Origin of the sequence: Verrucomicrobium spinosum DSM 4136 = JCM 18804 (assembly GCF_000172155.1) — a bacterium.
Classification (GTDB): domain Bacteria; phylum Verrucomicrobiota; class Verrucomicrobiia; order Verrucomicrobiales; family Verrucomicrobiaceae; genus Verrucomicrobium; species Verrucomicrobium spinosum.
Map to the genome: position 1 here is coordinate 3,915,755 of NZ_ABIZ01000001.1, position 18,398 is coordinate 3,934,152.

An 18,398-nucleotide genomic window follows, 5' to 3' on the forward strand; every position below is an offset into this window, starting at 1 on the left:
CAATGTTGATGGCGGCTTGCAGAATTTGCATTGCAGGCAAGCCCGGGCAAAGCGATGAAGGAGGGGAATGTTCGGAAAAGGTGCTCCAGGAACAAAGCGCTTGTGTGCCCTCTATGCACTCAACGCGGCCGCCTTGGGGCTCTGGAGTGTGAACTTTCCCAGTGTGCTCAAGGCCCACGGACTGGAGAGCTTGGTGCCCTACACCTTTGCCTGCAACGCCTCTGCCGCGCTGCTGTCACCCTTGGCGGTGGGGGCGTTGGCGGACCAGCGGATGGCCCCGGAGCGGGTGCTGCGTCTGCTCGGCCTGGGTACCATCTTCTTTCTCGGGCTGCTGTTCTTCGGCATTCAGCATGGCTGGGCTCCTGGCTCGGTATTGGCTCTCGCGCAGATCCACGCCCTGTGGTCGGTGCCCACGTTTGGGCTCACCACCAGCCTGGTGATGTCGCGATTGAGCAAGCCCAAGGAGCAGTTCGGTCCCGTGCGGATCTGGGCCACGCTGGGCTGGATGGGGGCCTGTCTCATGGTGAGCTGGGTCTTGCACGCGGACACGTCCGTCATCTCCGGTTACGCCGCCTGTGTCGTCTGGGCCATCACGGTGGGCATGACCTTCGCCCTCCCGTACAAGGAGCGTCTCCATCTGCCCAAGCCCCGCCGCACGGTGAAAGAGATTCTGGGGCTGGATGCGTTGCCCTTGTTGCGTCATCCGGACCACATTGTGGTGTTTGTCAGCGCGGGTCTGCTGAACATGGCGCTCGCCGCCTTCTATCCCTTTACCGTGCTGCATCTGGCCGACCATGGCATTCAACAGGTGACCGCCGCCATGAGCCTTGGTCAGGTCACGGAGATCATCGCCATGCTGGCGCTGTCCTCCATTATCACGCGGATTCGGCTTAAGTGGATCTTCCTCGCTGGCATCGCCTTTGGCGTGCTGCGCTATGCTTTGTTTGCCTTGGATAACGTCCCGGCGCTACTCCTCGGAATCTTTCTCCACGGGTTCTGCTTCACTTTGTTCTTTGTTACCGCGCAGATCTATCTGGAGCAGCGCATCCCTTGTAAAATGCGCGCCCGCGCCCAGGCCCTGCTCACCCTCATGATGGGAGGCTTTGGCAATCTCTTCGGCTACCTCGGCACCGGCTGGTGGCGGAGGTATTGCCAGTCCACTTCACCAGACGGTGCCATCACCAGCACCGCCTGGTCCACCTTCTGGATCGGCATGACCTTGGTGACCCTGGGTGTGTTTGTGTTTTTTGCGTTGGCATATCAAGGGAGGAAGAGGGGGGCGGGGGGTGAAGGCCATGGCGAGGAAGTTTGAATCGGGATTGCCATCGGCCTGACGATCGCTCTGCAAGGATTGTTGCAGAAACACCAGTGGGTGATGAATGCGACTCTTTATTGCGATGTGAATCTCACGATTTATGCCATGCAGGTTTTGACGGAAAAAACTTGTCACTAGGGGATTGTTTTGGCACTTTTAAAGGAATCCCCCATTTTTTGTTTCTATGCGAGCCTGCCTTCGTGGACTGGCGGTAAGACGCTTCTTGCTGCCCATGTTAGTCATTATCGGTGTTCATTCCCTGAACTATGCGCAAGATAGTGCCTATTACTGGAATCCAGCGCCCCTTGGGATTGGTTCGACACTGCCGACTGGATCGATTGATGCCGTGACGACGCCGGGATCTCGGATCTTGACCACCAATGCGACCGGCTTCGGTGCAGCCACGCCCGCTTCAGAGAGTCTGCTGTTCGCATCCATTCCAAGCAGCCCCTCCGGTCTGATCGAATGGACCGCCCCAGACCCTTCTGGAGGGGCCATGACCAGCGGAAGCGTAGCTGGCGTGATGCTTAGGTTCACGGAAAATACCAGCCCTGGTGCTCCCTTCGTGTTTGCCGGGGTGCGACAGGGAACTTCCGGTGTGGAGTTGCGTTGGCGCGTGGCGCAAGGTGGGGAGGTTAGAGCTGTTGCCGGAGCCATCAGTGGCGCAGATTTTCCCGCGGCAAGCCGACTCAAGTTGGAGTTCATACAGGGGCGGGTATTCCTCTCATACAAGAAATCTAGCGATGCACCCACGGACCCATGGAGAAAGCGGTTGGCCGTAGAAATCACAGGTACGGGTAATGTTTATTCAGGGCTGGTGCTGGCCACAGGCGGCAGCGGTAGTGCCACCCTGACCGTGAGCAATAGTGATGTTCGTGTTGTTCCTGCCAGAGGAGGGGAACCCTGGGTGAGATTGGTGGAGCCATTTGAGCCCGGGTACGGCAATGATAGGATAAGCACCAGAGAGTCAATGTTTGGGTGGGAAGATTGGTCCTTTGAATCCACGGTGGACGTTGAAACGGGGCCAGCAGCCCAGATCTACTCTGGAGGCGACTACTGGAAATGGAGCCGGGAGGCTTCAGCCTGGACTATTGATCCCGATCTGGAAGATCGCGTCACGGTGTACATGACAGACATACACCCGACGACGGCATCAGAAGATGCAACTGACGTCTATGTGCGATACGGTGCCATCACGAGCCACACTGCTTCTCCCTCCGTCGATTCGCTTATCTGGGATGGTGAATCGGTGCTGAGCAGTCACCCTGTTGCCGGTGTGTTGGGAGAGGGTCTCTGGGTTTTCCTGGCCACGCTGCCCAAGCCCGTTTATGCCGATACTTCCCTTCAGCTCATCATGGGCTGGACCTTTACCCAGACGCCTGGCGGGCTAAAGAATGAGGCATCGCTCGACGGATTGCTTCTCGTAAGTCAGGGCCCTCAGACAGACAGCAATGGTGACGGTTTGCCGGATGAGTTTGGCGGGCTTTTTGCCCCGTGGTTGACGTCAGACGGGGATTTTGATGGAGATGGCCTGACCAATGCCGAGGAGTATGTGCTGGGTCTGTCACCTACAACCTCCAGTTCCGGGGTGCCTCCCACCGTTTCGGTGGTTAAACCTGGTTCTTCGCCTTGGCTTCTCGCACGAGGTAGATGGTCCGCAACGCCAGCCGAGGTAAAGGCCGTGTATCCTGGCACCTCTCCCCCAGTGCCGATCAAAGGCTATGGATTTTATCTCAAGACCTCGGAGAACACCATCGGATTCGGCTCTTCCCGGAACGCCGCTGCTTGGAAAGGGGACTATCTCACCACCACCGATTCGTTGGGGGTGGCACGTGCCTACCTCTGGGTTGATGCGGAGTGTCCGACGCCTGCGGGCTCTTCGAGCACAGGCTACGATATCAATGTGCGGGATTTTTATGCCTCCTTCAAGGTGCGGCCCTATGACAATACCTCTCCGGGTCCCATCGACATCTTGGGGGCTGCCCAGTACCGATTGACCCCCTCAACCTTTATGTCGCTTTCCTCCAGTACCTTCAGTCTTTTGGGGGAATGGCTGATCAGCGCCGACACCACGGGGGCAAACCTGTGGCGATGGAGTCCGTGGGATAATTCGTGGTCATCACGGCCTGGTTTGTTTTCTGGCCTTTCGATGAGTTCAATCACAGGGGATTCAGACACCTTTGTCGTGAGCGGAAATCAAGTTCACACCGGGATTTACGATGCTGGGCAGGAGGTGTGGTCAACGTGGGGCACTGCCTTCTCTCCCACGGTGCCTGTGCAGCCCACTCAACCTGTAGGATATACCCCAAGAACGGGCGACTATGAGTGGGCGAGCCAGCTCGGTTTTATCAACCTCTATCAGGGCTTTCCCCGCGCTTTGGCCCTGCGAGGAGGATGGCTGGCGGTTGGTCAGGCCGATTGGAACGGCACGGTCGAGCTCTACAAGAAGGAAGGATCTGGTTGGAGCTTGCACTCAACTCTCGCACCCTCCTCTGGGAGCCACTCTGATACATTCGGCTACTCGGTTGCTTTTTCAGAGGATGGGCAAAGGCTGGTGGTGGGGGCGCCCGGAGACGCGCGGGGACATGCGGCGGGAATGTATGCCCTGTCTTACCTGCCCACCATCTTGATCGACGTGCCGCACACGGAGGATGTCTGGGGTTGGGGGGAGGATGAGTTTGGGAATCCCATTTGGACCGTCATAGGGCAGAATACCTGGAATGAGGTGACGGTAGGTATGACAAGCGGCTCTCCTCCTCCCTCGGCACAACCGTCGGCCTATGTGTATGAGTTAGATCCCAATGACGATTGGAACCAGGTCGCCCGACTCGTTTCTTCAACCACGGGCCCCTCTGTGACCTATGACTTGGAGATGTTTGGTGCCTCGGTTGCGGCAGTGAATAATTGGGTGATTGTCGGTGCGCCATACTTCAACGAAGGTGCTGATATTCCTACATCCGAGCCTTTACCGCAGGGGAGCGTCTATGGCTTCAAACACGATGGCACAGCCTGGGTTCAACAAGATGTGGTCCGCCGGAGCAATCCAAGATTTGGCGAAAAGGTATTGGCGAGTGGAGACCGGGTCCTGGCAGTGACCCCTCCCACGTCCTATCCCATCGAGCAGGCCTCACTGCCGGGTTATGCCGCCGTCCTCCATCCAGGGAACACGGATCTGAACCCGGTGGGCGAAATTGCCAATCCTTACAGTGCTCCTTCATCTGCTGCTGATGAAAGCACATTTGTCAGCAAGACTTCCGCAACCACGGCCCAGGAGTACCAATGGCTGCCTGCGGTGCCTTGGGATGCCACCGAAGGTACCACCAAGGTGGGCTGGCTCACCGTCACCGATGAGGACCTTGCCAACGCGAATGCCAGTCTGGAACAAATCACCCTGCTTGCAGGTGACTCACCGCGCTGGTTGCTGGATACCTCCTTGTCGCAGCCGGGAGCCCCAGCCCATGAGGCCTGGCAATCTGAGCCCAAGGCGCTCAAGGTCAAACTGGGGGCGGACCTTGAGTCCTTTGCGCCGGGCATCGACTGGCTGGAGGTCACCGCCCTGGATCGGGCGGGGGATGCCTACACAGAGTACTTGGGCATTCGTGTCACGGGGCAGGCCCCCAGTGTGCCTGTCTTGCAGTCAGTCAGCGGGGCAGGAGGTCGGCAGGTAAGAGTAGCCTGGAGCGCCTCGTCCTACTCTCCAGCCACTTATATTGTGGAGACGGCTGACCATGCCGTGATTGAGGACTTGTTGAACAACGGCGGCACGCCGCAGCAGATCAGTGATGCCTTCTCAGAACGGGCCAGGGTGATGGGAACTCAGACGTCCTATTACCACCAAGTCGCAGCACCTGGCGATACTTATACCCTGAAACTCGCCTTCCGCGTGCGGGCCCTGAACGAGGAGGGACTTTCGGATCCCAGCAACTACATCATCGCCAATCTCGACGAGGATGATGATGGCCTGCCGGACTGGTGGGAGGCGTTGCATGGGGGCGATCTAGATCCCACCCTGGATGACGACAGTGATGGTCTGACCAACCTCCAGGAATACGCCGCCGGTACGAATCCCCTGGTCGCCGACTCGGATGGCGACGGCACCCTGGATGGGGCGGACTCCGAGCCGCTCAATGCCAAGGTCAACAGTTTGTCCTTCGTGCTTTTCACTCCGGTGGAGTGATTGGCGCAGGGCGACTCGGTCGCTCCCGCCGGACGGGTTTGCTTTTTCATCTCTATTTTTCCGCGCCTATGTCATTGCCCACATGCTTCTCTGTTCCCCTTCTGGGTTGTCTGCTCGCCCTGCCATTAAGAGCGGCGGAGAATCAGCCTGCTGCCGCCAAGCCGGACCAGAACTCCGGCTGGGTCTTGGTCACCCCGCGGCATGCCAAGGAGACTGTCCTGCTTGATTCACATGGCAAGGAGGCGCATGTCTGGCCAGCCAATTGTGAGGCCGCTGGTTCAGCCCGTCTGCATCCGGATGGCAGCATCTTGCGCTTGGGCCGCATGCCCTTGCCCGCTCCCTTTGACAAAGCAGGGCTGCGCGGGGGGCGACTCCAGATCATTGGCTGGGATGGCAAGGTGGAATGGGATTTCCTGGATGCGGTGGGCGATCACTTTGCCTTTGGCGATGCCATTCGCCTGCCCAATGGCAACGTGCTCACCGCCGTGCTTGAGTACAAGAGCCGTCAGGAATGTGAGGCGCTGGGGCGGGCGGGGGATGCGGTGACGGATGCGGGCTTGTATTTCCCGGGCCTCATGGAGTTCAAGCCCAACGGCAAAAATAGCGGTCTCCCCGTGTGGAAGTGGAGCCTGGCCGATCATGTGTTTCAGGGGCATCACCCCAGCCTGCCGCATTACGTTTATCCAGGTGAGAAGGCGGGGAGGGTGGATGTGGGCGTGAAATCCCATCTCAAAGGTCCGGTCTGGCTGCAACCGCTGGAGATCGACTACCATCCGCAAGAGGATTTGGTGCTCATGGTCATGGGCGGCACCGGAGAGGTCTGGGTGATCGACCACTCCACCACCCTGGCAGAGGCGGCCACTTCAGGAGGTGGCAAACGGGGGCGTGGAGGCGACCTGCTCGTGCGCTGGCGGGGACCGAAGCCAGCGCCGGGCATGGAGCAGAAGTCAGTGGTGCTGTCTGCGGAGTGGACGCCCGTTGAGGGAGGTGCTCTGGGTATGAATGTACTGCGCATGGATGGCTCGCCAGCAACGACAACGGTGGAAAGCGTCCGGCTAGAGAAGGACTCCTTTGGTGTTTCCGGCCTGGATCTGGTGTTAAGGGATCGAACCGCCCCGGCCGGAAACGGTGAGGCCAGCATGCTCGGGGTGTTGCCCACCTCCTTCTCTTTTGACCCGGGCTCCAAATCGGTGGTTTTGACAGAAGGCTTGCGCGGCCAGATCCGGTTCACGGGGGCCACTGGCCAGTGGGCTCACAAAAATGAGAGGGGAGGCGTGAAGATGAAGATTCTGCGTGGTGCCTCCACTGGACAGGAGTGCTGTGGGAACCAAGCCCAAGCGACTGGGTCCACGGCACCTCGCACGGGAGGGCCAGTTCCTGCCGCCCTGCCACCACCACAGAAGGTGGAGGAGGTGCAGACGGCCCCCACGGCGAAGGCCCGCCTCTATGGGCCCGATCTCCTGGACCGGCCCCCCTCCGTCTGAGCTGATTCTACCGCAGTCCTTTCACGCGTTTCCTCATTTCTCTCCCCTTCAGGTCATGTTCCTTCGTTCTTCAATGCGCTTTTCCATTCCATTCTTCTGGCTCGCGCTCCAGATCTCGGTTGCCGTCCTGTTGATGGGCAACGGGTCCTCCTTGATGGCTGACTGTTACCAATGCCAGACGATCAAATACGACCTGACGCTCACTGGCGTAGGCACCCTGGAGATCGGGGGGAAAACGTTCACGATCGAGGAGAACGACCCGCAGATTCGCACCACCTTGGAGGTCGAGCCCAACAGTGACGGGGAGGTGCCTTTCAAGCTGACTTACCCTGATGCCATGAACCTGTCGGCTCACTCCGGGTTGATTACGTTGCTGGAGTTCGGCTGCAAGGCGTGCAATGTGGGGCCCTATGGTGCCATCACGGGCGAAGGCCGGATGGTCTGTGCGTATGTGGCAACACCGGAAATTCCCTGTGCTCTGGTGGATGACATGTGCTTTGGCGATTGCGAGTACATGTCGTTCATCGTGGTCGAAAATCCGATCCTGGAAGGGACGAGGAAAGTCATTGCTGACGATTCATCCTCCCGTGACCCGGGAGAGATTCTGCCGCCGACATCACGACCTGAATCTCCGCCCGCAGACCATGAGCGGGAGGATGTTCCCACCGTGGTGTCGCAGCAGATGAGCCTGGGCCGCAATAGCGGTGGCCGTCCCTTGGGCCGCTTGAAGTGGGGCTTGGGGGTGAATGCGGCCTCAGTGGATGCGAGCCAAATCCATCTCGATTTGGCCATCAACGGAGGTTCCACGGTGGAGAAGAGTTTCTCAGGCGGTCATCGTCAGGTGCTCAGCGAAGCCATCCTGGCGGACATCACGCCGGTGGATTCCATGGATCTGGCCAAAGGGTTTGTGGTGACCGCTTACAGGGCGGCGGGTCTGGCCTTCCCTCCGGGTGATGTCTCCATTCCCACCCCAGCCGCCTCCGCCAAGATCTCCCGGGTCACGGTGCAGAAGACTTCGCTGACGCGGGATGCCGTGACGGTTCCTGGCATCAAAGTGGAAACGCAGAACGAGGGCTCGGGCACGCAGGATTTTGCGTTATACGCGGAGACCAATCTCACGGGCGACGCGGGAGAGTGGATTGAGGCTCGCGGGGCCACCGCCACGCGCACGGTGCGCTCACCCCTGGACGGCGGTACGCGTACCGAGTTGGTGGAAGAACTGCGGCGGGATCCGGATACTGGGGACTACTTTGTCACGGCCTCCCGCACGCTGGAGTATGAGCAGTTTGCCTGGGGTGAGGAGATGGTGTCCACGACAGAGGGTTCGGGAGTCAACACCCGAACCTCCACGACGAGCTATTACACCACCCCAGCCGTGCTGGCGGGAAAGGTGCATGTGCAGATCAATGCGGATGGTTCATGGAGCCGCTCGGTTTACAACGAAACCACGGGCGATCTGGTGGCGACTTATCGCCCCTGGCTGGATGCGGGCGGTGCCGGAGCGCTGACTCCGGCGGCGGTGGCCGCCATCCCAGCCAGCGAGTGTGAAGTCACCGAGTACTCGGAATCTCCCGGTTTTCCCTTCACTCGTACCACCACGGTAAAGATCAAAGGCCAGCTCATGAGCCGGCTGGTCACGACGGAGAAGACACTGATCGACAGTGTCACCGGTACGCCCGTGATCGAGGTGCGGACGGAGCAGTTTCGGGCGGACGGTCAGCGTGTCTCGGATGATCGCGCGGGATATGCGCAGGTGGCGGGTCCAACAGGAATGGAAAGAGGTTCCATGGTTTATCAACTGGCCGGCACCGGCGCTCGCACGACTTACCAGGAGACCCTGGTGGAAGGGGTGACGCCCACCCGAACCTCCACTGTGACTCGGGGCACGCAGGCTCATCCGTGGGGAGAGCCTTTCAAAGGCACTCGGGAGATCACGGTTTCGGGAGCTGATGGGGTGATCAGTCAAGAAACCCTGGTGGCGACGGGGGGAGGGCAGTTCTCCAGTGTCAGCCTGCGTACCTACGCGACCGCTCTGGTGAGTGGCGAACTTGTGACGACGGAGACCTGGGACGGCGTGGTGAGCCAGAGCACCGCTGTCGCGGAGGATGGCACCACGACCACAGCGGACGAGGCCGGGCAGGTGACCATCAGCGCGGAAGATCCTCTCACGGGGGTGCAGACGACGACCCGTGTGGGTTTGGCAGTGGTGGACAGCAGCGTAACACTGCATGATGGGGCGGACCTGCAGACCATCGTGCGCTATTCACCTCGGACCACCGGGGTTGGGTACTTGCAACAGATGGAGCGCAAGTCGGGTGCAACCACCTTGTTGGAGTCTGAGCAGGTGTACGATGAGTTTGGGGATTTGGTGGCCTCCAAGGACCAAATGGAACGCATCACCACCTTCACCTACGGGGTCAGGTCTCAGGGCGGGCGTCTGGTGACGGAGACGCTGCCTGGTGGCGGTACCCGCATTTCTGCGTATCATCGGGATGGTCGGCTTGACAGTGTGACTGGCACGGGAGTGGTGCCGGAGTATCACTCTTACGAGATCACCAACGGGTGTGTGGCTGAGACCGTGCGCCTGGGCAGTGCCAACTCCCCTCGCTGGCAGCGCACGTTGGTGGATGGCACTGGGCGCACCGTGCGGTCAGAGAAACCTGCCGCGGGTGGTACGGGAGAACTGGAGTGGAGCAGCCAGATCTACAATGATCTGGGGCAACTGGTGCAGGTGCTCAGGTCCGGTGGTTTGGCACCTCAATTGACCGAGTATGATTCGGCGGGGCGGCCTTGGCGTCAAGGGGTGGACTTGGATCTGGATGGTGCCTTGCTGACCGGCTCTGAGGACCCGCTGGTGGAGACTGAGGAGTTGTACGAACAGGTCAACGGGCAGTGGTGGCAGGTGCAGCGGCGCACGACGTATCTGGTGGCGGGTGGTGACGCTGGGTCTCGCCGGACCGGTGTATCCCGTCAGCGACTGGGCGTGGGTCCCAACAGTGTTTCGGAGTCCATTGAACGCGGACGGCGTACCGTGAGCACGGTTGCCGTGAACCGGTCTTTGAAGAAGCGGGAAGTCGCCACCACCGTGCCGGGAGCGACGGTGACTGGCGTTCAAACTTATTTGAATGGCCTGTTGTTCTTCAGCCGGCAACCTGCCGATCTGGCGCAGACCGTTTTTTCTTACAAGGAGTTTGACCGGCTGGCAGGGAGCAAGGGCCCAGAGGGCACCGTCGTCTATACCTACGAAGACTCGGGCAAGCTGGAGACGGAAACTCGCACTGGCTCTACAGCGGATGTCTGGGTAACGACCTATGAATACATCGCTTCGGACCAAGCTGGAGCCGGAAAGGTGAAGAAGGTGACAGCGCCGGTCAGCCCCATGAAAGTGGCCACGCTGGCCAGCACCTCGTATAGCTATGATTCGCTGGGGAGACGGGAGGGGCAATGGGGAACGGGTGCCTATCCCATCCTGTATGGCTACAACACCTACGGTGAGATGACTTCCTTGACGACCTATCGGACATCATTTGGGGATGACACCAAGCCGTGGGATGACCTCTCCACCACTCCCGCACAGACGTCTGTCACCACTTGGGTTTATGACGATGCCAGCGGGCGCCTCCTGGGTAAGAAAGACGCTGCGAATCAGACTGTCGCCTACGCCTACAATGCTGCAGGCCTGCTGAGCACTCGCACTTGGGCGCGGGGCGCCGTCACGACTTACACTTACGATGGCGCGGGGCGGTTGGTACTGCAGGACTACAGCGACGCCACCCCGGATGTGGCTTACACCTACTACCGTCATGGAGCGGTACGCAGCCGCACGGATGCCGCAGGTCTGCATGTTTTTGACCAGTTGGACGGGTTGGGTTCACCTAGCTTTGAAACGGTGGGTGACGCGCCAGCCGGACCCTCGCTGTTGTCGGGTTTGAGGTTTCACACCCTCAAGGATGAAGCAGGCCGGGTGGCCGGTCATCAAGGGATCCTGACACCGCCCGGTGTCAGCAGTCCACCCCTGGTTTTGCCTGGAGTCCAGTATCAATATGACAGCAAGGGGGAATTGGGCCAGGTGAAGAGCGGCTCCCGGCAGGTGGACTACTTGCGAGCCTTGGTCAGCGGGAGGAAAGTGCTGACAATGAAGAGGCCACCCTACGAGGGGCACGCCACAGGCTTCTCCTCCCAGCGGGTCACTGATCCCGTGGTGGGGATCGTGAGTATGACTCACATCAATGGTCAGGCCTCCGGCACAAGCTTGATTTCACCTGCCGGAGGATTTCAATCTCGCAGCCGGACTGGGTTGAAAGTGGACCAACGAGACGTCGCTCCCACGGCAGTGAGCACTAGCTGGACCTATGGCGTGGACAGCCGCGGGCAGGTGATCAGTGGGCAGAAACGGGTGGGCACCTCGGGCACGGGCACCATCTTCAAGGGGTGGGATGCTGCTTATGCCTATGATGACATCGGCAATCGCATGGAATCACGCTTCGGCGGCCTCGGAGGCACTAGTGATCCGGTCGGGTCAGAGACCATTACCTACACGGCCAATGCGCTCAACCAGTACGAGGAGATTGCCAACCCACGGGCCGCTTATGTCACGGGCACTGCGGCCTATTCGACAACCAATCCGGCATTGCACACGGAGGTGGTGATCAACGGCCAGACGGCAGATCGTGTCGGTGTTAACTTTGTCGAGAAGCTGACTCCGTCAGGCACGGGGCCGAAGTGGGAGCCGTTGAACTTTGAGCTGGTCCGGGACTCTGTCACCCAGAGCTTCCAGCAGCATCTGTACGTGCCCCCTGTCCAGGAGACCTTGAGCTATGACCTGGACGGCAACCTGACTGGGGACGGCCGCTGGACCTACACTTGGGACGGGGAGAACCGTCTGGTGGGCATGACCACGCAGGCCGTGGCCGAGACGGCAGGCGTGCCGGGGTTGAAGCTGACCTTTGCCTACGATGGCGTGAGTCGCCGGGTGCAGAAGAAAGTGGAGGGGCGCATGACTTCAAGTGATCCTTGGGTCTTGCGTTCGGATACGCGGTTTGTGTACGATAGGTGGAACATGGTGGGCGAAGCAGAATACCTGGCCACGGCGGCGGATGCGCCGCCGACTTTTGGCGGCGGCACGGCTGGACCGTACTGGCGTCGGACCTATGTCTGGGGGGAGGATCTCAGCGGCAGTTTGCAAGGAGCCGGGGGTGTGGGCGGGTTGCTCTTGATCAACCGTCATGAACGCGGCAGCAAGCCGTTGCGGACAAGCTGGGCGACCAGCGACCTCAACGGCAACGTCATTGGACTGGTGGAGAGCAACCTGAAGGCAGTGTATGAATACGACCCCTTTGGCAAGCCGATGCGGGTGAGCGAGCCTGAGGAGGATCTCAATCCGTTTCAGTTCAGCACGAAGTACACGGATACGGAGACAGGGTTGTGCTATTATGGTTATCGGTTCTACGACGCTGCGCGGGGACGATGGATCAACCGAGATCCGATTGAAGAGAGAGGTGGGGTTGCGCTTTATCAGATGGCAGGAAACTGCGCGGTAAGCCAAATCGACAGTGATGGTAGAATGGTTTTGCCTGGAACACTCAGTGACAAATTGCCTGCCAACATAATAGTCATTGTGAGGATGCTAAATGAAGGGGGGTTGGCTTTGGAGGAGGCTGCCCGATTTTTGGCAGGGGTTAGTCTTAGCTACCTGTTGGCAGATGGGGTTGCTGATGTTTCGCAAGATTTGTGGCGATATTGGGAAAAGTTGACCCCTGATCAGAAGAGTCAATCGGATAGATATCGGCGAGGAGTGATAGATCTAAATCTCGAACTTAGTAGGCGAGGTTGCCCGCCTGTCTGGCCGGTTTTTGAAGACATCACCCCGAAAATCTACAAAAATACTGTTGGCCATATTGGGCGATTCCCCCATCATAGTATTCTTCACTACGATGGTTTGTATGCCAAGCATCCAGACAGGGCCCGAAAGAGGCGAGATGCGCAAGCTCCAATTTGGAAGATGCTGGGGGATCTGTATAAAACTGATCCGGCTGCTGCACTAGCCCTCTATGACGGCTCATTGCACAACATAGATGAATTTCCTTTTGCTAGCACGCTAGAAGGGGGCGCTGGCGCGACGGCTAATATTGTGCCCGCATGGGAGAACACATTGCAAGGTGTGGCGCTGGCTGTTTTTTATAAACTTCCTCTCTGGAATGACAAACCGGCGGTCGCGGGTTCGGAGTTTGAAATCTTGACTGTGCCGCGGGTGCTTGGTATTGATGTTGGTAAGATTCTTAAAGCGATTCAAGAAATGCAATAAAAGGAGCTCAAAAATGCGCCGCCTCTTAAATGATCTAATCGAAGTTCTGACTCTTAAAGGGAGTAAGATTCGCAGTTTGATGCTTTCGCCTCTTTCAGACTCTGAAATGATCGATATTGAAAAGCAGCTTGGAGGAGGGGTGGCTCCTGATTTGCGCGACTTTTGGGTCCTGCTCGGAAGGGGGTTTGAGAAGAATAGTGGGCGGCATGTGGATACTCAGCTTATTCCAGACTTTGTTCCGTTTACTTGTCAGGGCGCAATTCTGATGAGGAATCACTATAGGCGATCTGACGTACTGGGTGCCGATTTATTGAAGGGACTGAAGTTGAAGGTGGATATTGTGCCGGTAATGAGTAATGGGCCCGACTTCATTTCTTGCTTTTCATCACAAGTGGATCAAGGGTTGCTTGTTAAGGTAAATGCCTTTGGATACCCTTCTGAGTTGTGGGGTTCCCTTGAAGATCTATTGAGATATAGTCTAAGATGCTGGGAACAGGGGGTGTTTTGGATAGATCAGGATAATGACGAGATTAAAACGAAATGGGAAGAAGCCGCGACGATTAAGAGATCTGAATTTAATGTGTTAGAGATTGGTGGGCGCAATTGAAGGGTAACAAAAAGTGACAACCCATAGCAGGCCGTGCCAACAGACTGCTTCCCGAAAAATAAGCACCAAAACAAGCGTCTCGTGAGCAGAGGCTTTATGGGCATGCTCTCTTACCATCCGAACGCGTCAACACACGGTCCCGCCACCATCCAGTGTTCGTCCTCGGCAACCGTTGGGGAGGGTGATGCGGTGTTTTTCAACCTGCCTCTTGCACACGAACCGGGTTAGACGCGCGACTTGTCTGGCTATGTCATGGGCAACATGCTGGCAGGCCAGTTGCTGTCAAGAATCGTGCGGCACGGAGAGTCTTCGTAGGACCTATGGCGTGGACATTCGCGGCCAGGTGGTCAGCGGGCAAAAGCGGGTGGGCACCTCGGGCACGGGCACCATCTTCAAAGGATGGGATGCCGCTTACGCCTATGACGACATCGGCAATCTCACGGAATCGCGCTTTGGCGGCCTCGGAGGCATTGGTGATCCGGTCGGGTCAGAGACCATCACCTACACAGCCAATGCGCTCAACCAGTACGAGGAGATTGCCAATCCGCGTGCCGCCTATGTCATGGGCACGGCGGCCTATTCGGCAACCGATCCGTCATTGCACACGGAGGTGGTGATCAACGGCCAGACCGCAGATCGTATCGGCGTTAACTTTGTGGAGAAGCTGAGTCCATCAGGCACAGGACCGAAGTGGGAGCCGTTGAATTTTGAGCTCGTGCGCAATTCTGTGACGCAGAGCTTCCAGCAGCATCTGTACGTGTCCCCTGTCCAGGAAACCCTGACGTATGACCTCGACGGCAACCTGACGGGGGACGGGCGCTGGACTTACGCTTGGGACGGGGAGAACCGTCTGGCGGGCATGACCACGCAGGCCGTTGCCGAGTCGGCAGGCGTGCCAGGGCTGAAGCTGACCTTTGCCTATGATGGCCAGAGCCGTCGGGTGCAGAAGAAAGTGGAGGGGCGCACGACATCGAGCGACCCTTGGGCCTTGCGTTCGGACACCCGTTTTGTGTATGATGGCTGGAATATGGTGGGCGAAGCGGAATACCTGGCCACAGCAGCAGATGCGCCGCCGACGTTTGGTGTCGGCACGGCCGGACCCTACTGGCGTCGGACCTATGTCTGGGGCGAGGATCTTAGTGGCAACCTCCAGGGAGCTGGAGGCGTGGGTGGGTTGCTCTTGATCAACCGTCATGAACGCGGCAGCAAGCCTTTGCGGACAAGCTGGGCGACCAGTGACCTGAACGGTAACGTCATCGGGTTGGTGGAGAGTAACCTGAAGGCGGTGTACGAATACGACCCCTTCGGCAAGCCGCTGCGGGTGAGCGAGCCCGAGGAAGATTTGAATCCGTTCCGGTTCAGCACGAAGTACACGGATGCCGAGACGGGGTTGTGCTACTACGGCTGCCGATACTATACTTCTCTGCATGAAGATTTCGGATTCGGTTGTTATGTGGTTGCTAGTAGGTTCGATGGAAGTACTATAGACACATGATCAAGATTGATTTGTGCAGCGAAGACCTTGAAGCTATTGCCGAAGAACTCGACGATCCAGAGATTGACCTGCGGACCCGCCACCGGTTGATGACGGTGCGGCTGCATCATCTCAAGGTCCCACATCAGGCCATTGCCCAGGCGCTCAGCCTCTGCGAGGACACCGTCACCAACTATCTCAAGCTCTACCGTGATGGCGGGTTGGCCGGGCTCTTGGAGGACCGCTATTACAGGCCCACCAGCAGTGTTGCTCCATGGCTGGAGCACATTGCCAAGTCTTTTGAGCAAGATCCGGTCGCCACCTCAGGTGAAGGTGCTGCCAGAATCGAGCAAATCAGCGGCATCCGGCTCTCCGACGCCCAGGCCAGGAGGATCATGATCGGCTTGGGCTTGAAGTTTCGCAAGACCGCCGCGGTGCCCGGGGGAGCAGATGTGCAACTGCAATTTGAGTTCCTTCATGAAGAGTTGCTGCCCCGCCTGGACGAGGCTCAGCAGGGGCGAAGGCGGGTTTTTTTCGTTGATGCCGCCCATTTTGTGCTGGGTTCGTTTTTGGGCATGATCTGGTCTTTCACCCGGATCTTCGTACCCAGCGCCAGTGGGCGGCAACGTTACAACGTGCTGGGAGCCGTGGAGACCCGCGATCATGATTTTGTCAGCATTCGCACCACGGACTCGATCAATGAGCAGGTGGTGTGTGACTTGATCACCAAGATATACGAAACCTATGGAAACGAGCCCATAACCCTGGTGATGGACAACGCTCGGTATCAAAGAAGCCGGCTGGTGGGGGAGGTGGCTGAAGGGCTTGGCATAGAGCTACTCTACCTGCCACCCTACTCACCGAATTTGAATCTTATCGAGCGGGTGTGGCGACTGGTGAAGACTCGATGCTTGAGAAACAAGTACTTTGAGAGCTTTGCGCTCTTCAGGGCGGCAATCGATGAGTATCTTGACTCACTGAGCGAAGCCAATCGCAGATATCTGCAATCCTTGGTAACTGAAAACTTCCAGCTCTTTGAAATCCCGAATTCTTAATGCAGAGAAGTATATGACGCGTTGCGTGGTCGGTGGATCAATCGGGATCCGATTGAAGAAGAGGGAGGAAGTAATCTCTATTGTATGGTGAATAATAGTGCGCTTACTGAGATTGATCCTCTCGGGTTGGTTTCGTTTGTGTATATCGGAAGTCTGGATTCCAGTGCATCTGCGCAAAACAAGATCTACTATGCTGGGCAAATTAAGAACGTTCCCGAGTTGGAGAGAGCTAGAAAGGCTGGTGGTAAAGGAATTTGTGATTTAAGACTTGGGTTTCACGGAAATTTGTCGGGCATTGCTTTAAATGGCTTTTATAAAACAGGCAAAGAGCCTTATGATGCGAAAAATGACAAATCCTTTCCTTCGGGGATGAACAATATGAGTTACTGGAGGCGGAGTCCTCCCTCTTGGGTGAGTGGGGATGATGCAATAACGTTTGTTGACAAGAACAACGCTGCTAACTTTGGTCAGTTGCTGGCGAAGGCTGTGCCCTTCGATAAATCTGGATGTGTTATTTGGTTGGCTGTGTGTGAAGCATCAAAGTCAGGTGTCACTTTTGCGATAGCAAAAGCGACGGGTTGTGATGTGAAAAGCACTGAGGTTGGCGTACGACCTGATCCCTTGAACATAGGCCACAGTGAAGGTAGAGAAGGGGAGTATGCACCTTGGGATACTACCAAACCGGATGGCACGATGACTCCAGATCCTCGATTTAAAAATAAGAGGTAATAATTATCTATGTTTCCCTCGACGATATCAGTAAAAAAGCGGCTAAAGCAGTTCTTGGTGACCACAATTCTCGTGATGATCTCATCGGAAATATGTTTTGCCACGGAACGGAATGCGAGCACTGAAGTGCCTCAGTCTGCAATTGTTTTGTGGTCATTGAGAAACGGTCCGGATATTTATGTCGACTTGGCCAAAGACACTTCAGTTGAACTTGGACGTGCGGTCGAAGCTGCAAAATTGGATGCGTCAGGCTGGATTTATAACGAAGAATATACACGTTTTGTGGTCACTGGGGAAATTAGAGTCAAAACTAATTCTGAATGGCAACAGTTTGTCCTGTCGGATCGCAGCATTCTGGTGATCGAGCAAAATAGATGGAAGCGTTTGAGACTTCCGCTGGTGGAAAGCATCTATGATTGTTATGTGGAATCTTATAAACAGATGCTTGATTCTAAGGGTGACTTGTCCGCCTGCGCATTGTATTTGCAGAAGTTGTTAACTCAAAAAGGAATTCGATCAAAAATTCGCAGCCCGGAGAAGAAAAGTGACAACCCCTAGGCAGTGCCAACAGCCGCCATTGCGCAAATAAGCACCAAAACAAGCGTCAAAAGTGACAACCCATAGCAGGCCGTGCCAACAGGCTGCATCCCGAAAAATAAGCACCAAGACAAGCTCCTCGTGAGCAGAGGCTTTGTGGGCATGCCCTCTTACCATCCGAACGCATCAACACACGGTCCCGCCACCATCCAGTGTTCGTCCCCGGCAACCGTTGGGGAGGGTCAAGCGGTGTTTTTCAACCTGCCTCTTGCACACGAACCGGGTTAGACACGCGACTTGTCTGGCTATGTCATGGGCAACATGTCGGCAGGCTGGGTGCTGTCAAGGATCGCACGGGGCAGTGAGCACTCATTCGACCTCAGGGATGGACAGCCGCGGGCAGGTGATGAGTGGGCAGAAGCGGGGTGGGCAGAAGCGGGTGGGCACCTCGGGCACGGGCACCATCTTCAAGGGGTGGGATGCTGCTTATGCCTATGATGACATCGGTAATCGCACGGAATCACGCTTTGGGGGCTTGGGTGGCAACAGTGATCCGGTCGGGTCAGAGACCATCACCTACACGGCCAATGCACTCAACCAGTACGAGGAGATTGCGTAAGCGAGTAACCAAGCCCTGCACCCACGGGGCTTGGTTACTCGCTTACCTATGAAGCGTTGTCACCACCGGTCGTAAGCGTCACGCCCAGCGCCCTATG

The 18,398-nt window shown here is 57.4% G+C and carries 10 protein-coding genes; all 10 read left to right on the plus strand.

Annotated features, from left to right (window positions below):
* The first annotated feature begins 67 nt into the window (after positions 1–67).
* Complete coding sequence (locus tag VSP_RS15770; protein WP_009961844.1) at positions 68–1,312, plus strand: MFS transporter; 1,245 nt, start codon at positions 68–70, stop codon at positions 1,310–1,312.
* Between the two features lie 235 nt (positions 1,313–1,547).
* Positions 1,548–5,492: an FG-GAP repeat protein gene (locus VSP_RS15775; protein WP_232289572.1), complete on the plus strand. Its 3,945-nt coding sequence runs from the start codon at positions 1,548–1,550 to the stop codon at positions 5,490–5,492.
* Between the two features lie 68 nt (positions 5,493–5,560).
* Positions 5,561–6,976: a hypothetical protein gene (locus tag VSP_RS15780; RefSeq protein WP_009961846.1), complete on the plus strand. Its 1,416-nt coding sequence runs from the start codon at positions 5,561–5,563 to the stop codon at positions 6,974–6,976.
* A 73-nt stretch (positions 6,977–7,049) separates the two neighbouring features.
* The gene (locus VSP_RS15785; protein ID WP_009961847.1) at positions 7,050–13,280 is read left to right on the plus strand and encodes an RHS repeat-associated core domain-containing protein; all 6,231 of its coding nucleotides are present in this window, start codon (positions 7,050–7,052) and stop codon (positions 13,278–13,280) included.
* Between the two features lie 13 nt (positions 13,281–13,293).
* Positions 13,294–13,887, plus strand: a complete 594-nt coding sequence (locus VSP_RS15790; protein ID WP_075090662.1) for a hypothetical protein — start codon at positions 13,294–13,296, stop codon at positions 13,885–13,887.
* Between the two features lie 325 nt (positions 13,888–14,212).
* Positions 14,213–15,382, plus strand: a complete 1,170-nt coding sequence (locus VSP_RS15795; RefSeq protein WP_009961849.1) for an RHS repeat-associated core domain-containing protein — start codon at positions 14,213–14,215, stop codon at positions 15,380–15,382.
* Complete coding sequence (locus VSP_RS15800; protein WP_009959040.1) at positions 15,379–16,416, plus strand: IS630-like element ISVsp12 family transposase; 1,038 nt, start codon at positions 15,379–15,381, stop codon at positions 16,414–16,416. Before VSP_RS15795 ends, VSP_RS15800 begins: the two co-directional genes overlap by 4 nt.
* Positions 16,417–16,437: 21 nt before the next feature.
* Positions 16,438–17,145 carry an RHS repeat domain-containing protein gene (locus VSP_RS41050; protein ID WP_081452568.1) on the plus strand — a complete coding sequence of 236 codons (708 nt, stop codon included), beginning with the start codon at positions 16,438–16,440 and terminating at the stop codon, positions 17,143–17,145.
* Positions 17,146–17,154: 9 nt separating this feature from the next.
* A complete protein-coding gene (locus VSP_RS15805) occupies positions 17,155–17,703 on the plus strand; it encodes a hypothetical protein (RefSeq protein WP_009961850.1) in 549 nt (182 codons plus the stop codon).
* 364 nt (positions 17,704–18,067) lie between these two features.
* Positions 18,068–18,301 (plus strand): hypothetical protein, encoded by a 234-nt coding sequence (locus VSP_RS15810; RefSeq protein ID WP_009961852.1) that lies wholly within the window; start codon positions 18,068–18,070, stop codon positions 18,299–18,301.
* Positions 18,302–18,398: the final 97 nt, after the last annotated feature.

Coding starts and splice junctions, on each gene's coding strand:
- VSP_RS15770 (WP_009961844.1), top strand. CDS start 68: ATGTTCGGAAAAGGTGCTCCAGGAACAAAGCGCTTGTGTGCCCTCTAT.
- VSP_RS15775 (WP_232289572.1), top strand. CDS start 1,548: ATGTTAGTCATTATCGGTGTTCATTCCCTGAACTATGCGCAAGATAGT.
- VSP_RS15780 (WP_009961846.1), top strand. CDS start 5,561: ATGTCATTGCCCACATGCTTCTCTGTTCCCCTTCTGGGTTGTCTGCTC.
- VSP_RS15785 (WP_009961847.1), top strand. CDS start 7,050: ATGCGCTTTTCCATTCCATTCTTCTGGCTCGCGCTCCAGATCTCGGTT.
- VSP_RS15790 (WP_075090662.1), top strand. CDS start 13,294: ATGCGCCGCCTCTTAAATGATCTAATCGAAGTTCTGACTCTTAAAGGG.
- VSP_RS15800 (WP_009959040.1), top strand. CDS start 15,379: ATGATCAAGATTGATTTGTGCAGCGAAGACCTTGAAGCTATTGCCGAA.
- VSP_RS15805 (WP_009961850.1), top strand. CDS start 17,155: ATGTTTCCCTCGACGATATCAGTAAAAAAGCGGCTAAAGCAGTTCTTG.
- VSP_RS15810 (WP_009961852.1), top strand. CDS start 18,068: ATGGACAGCCGCGGGCAGGTGATGAGTGGGCAGAAGCGGGGTGGGCAG.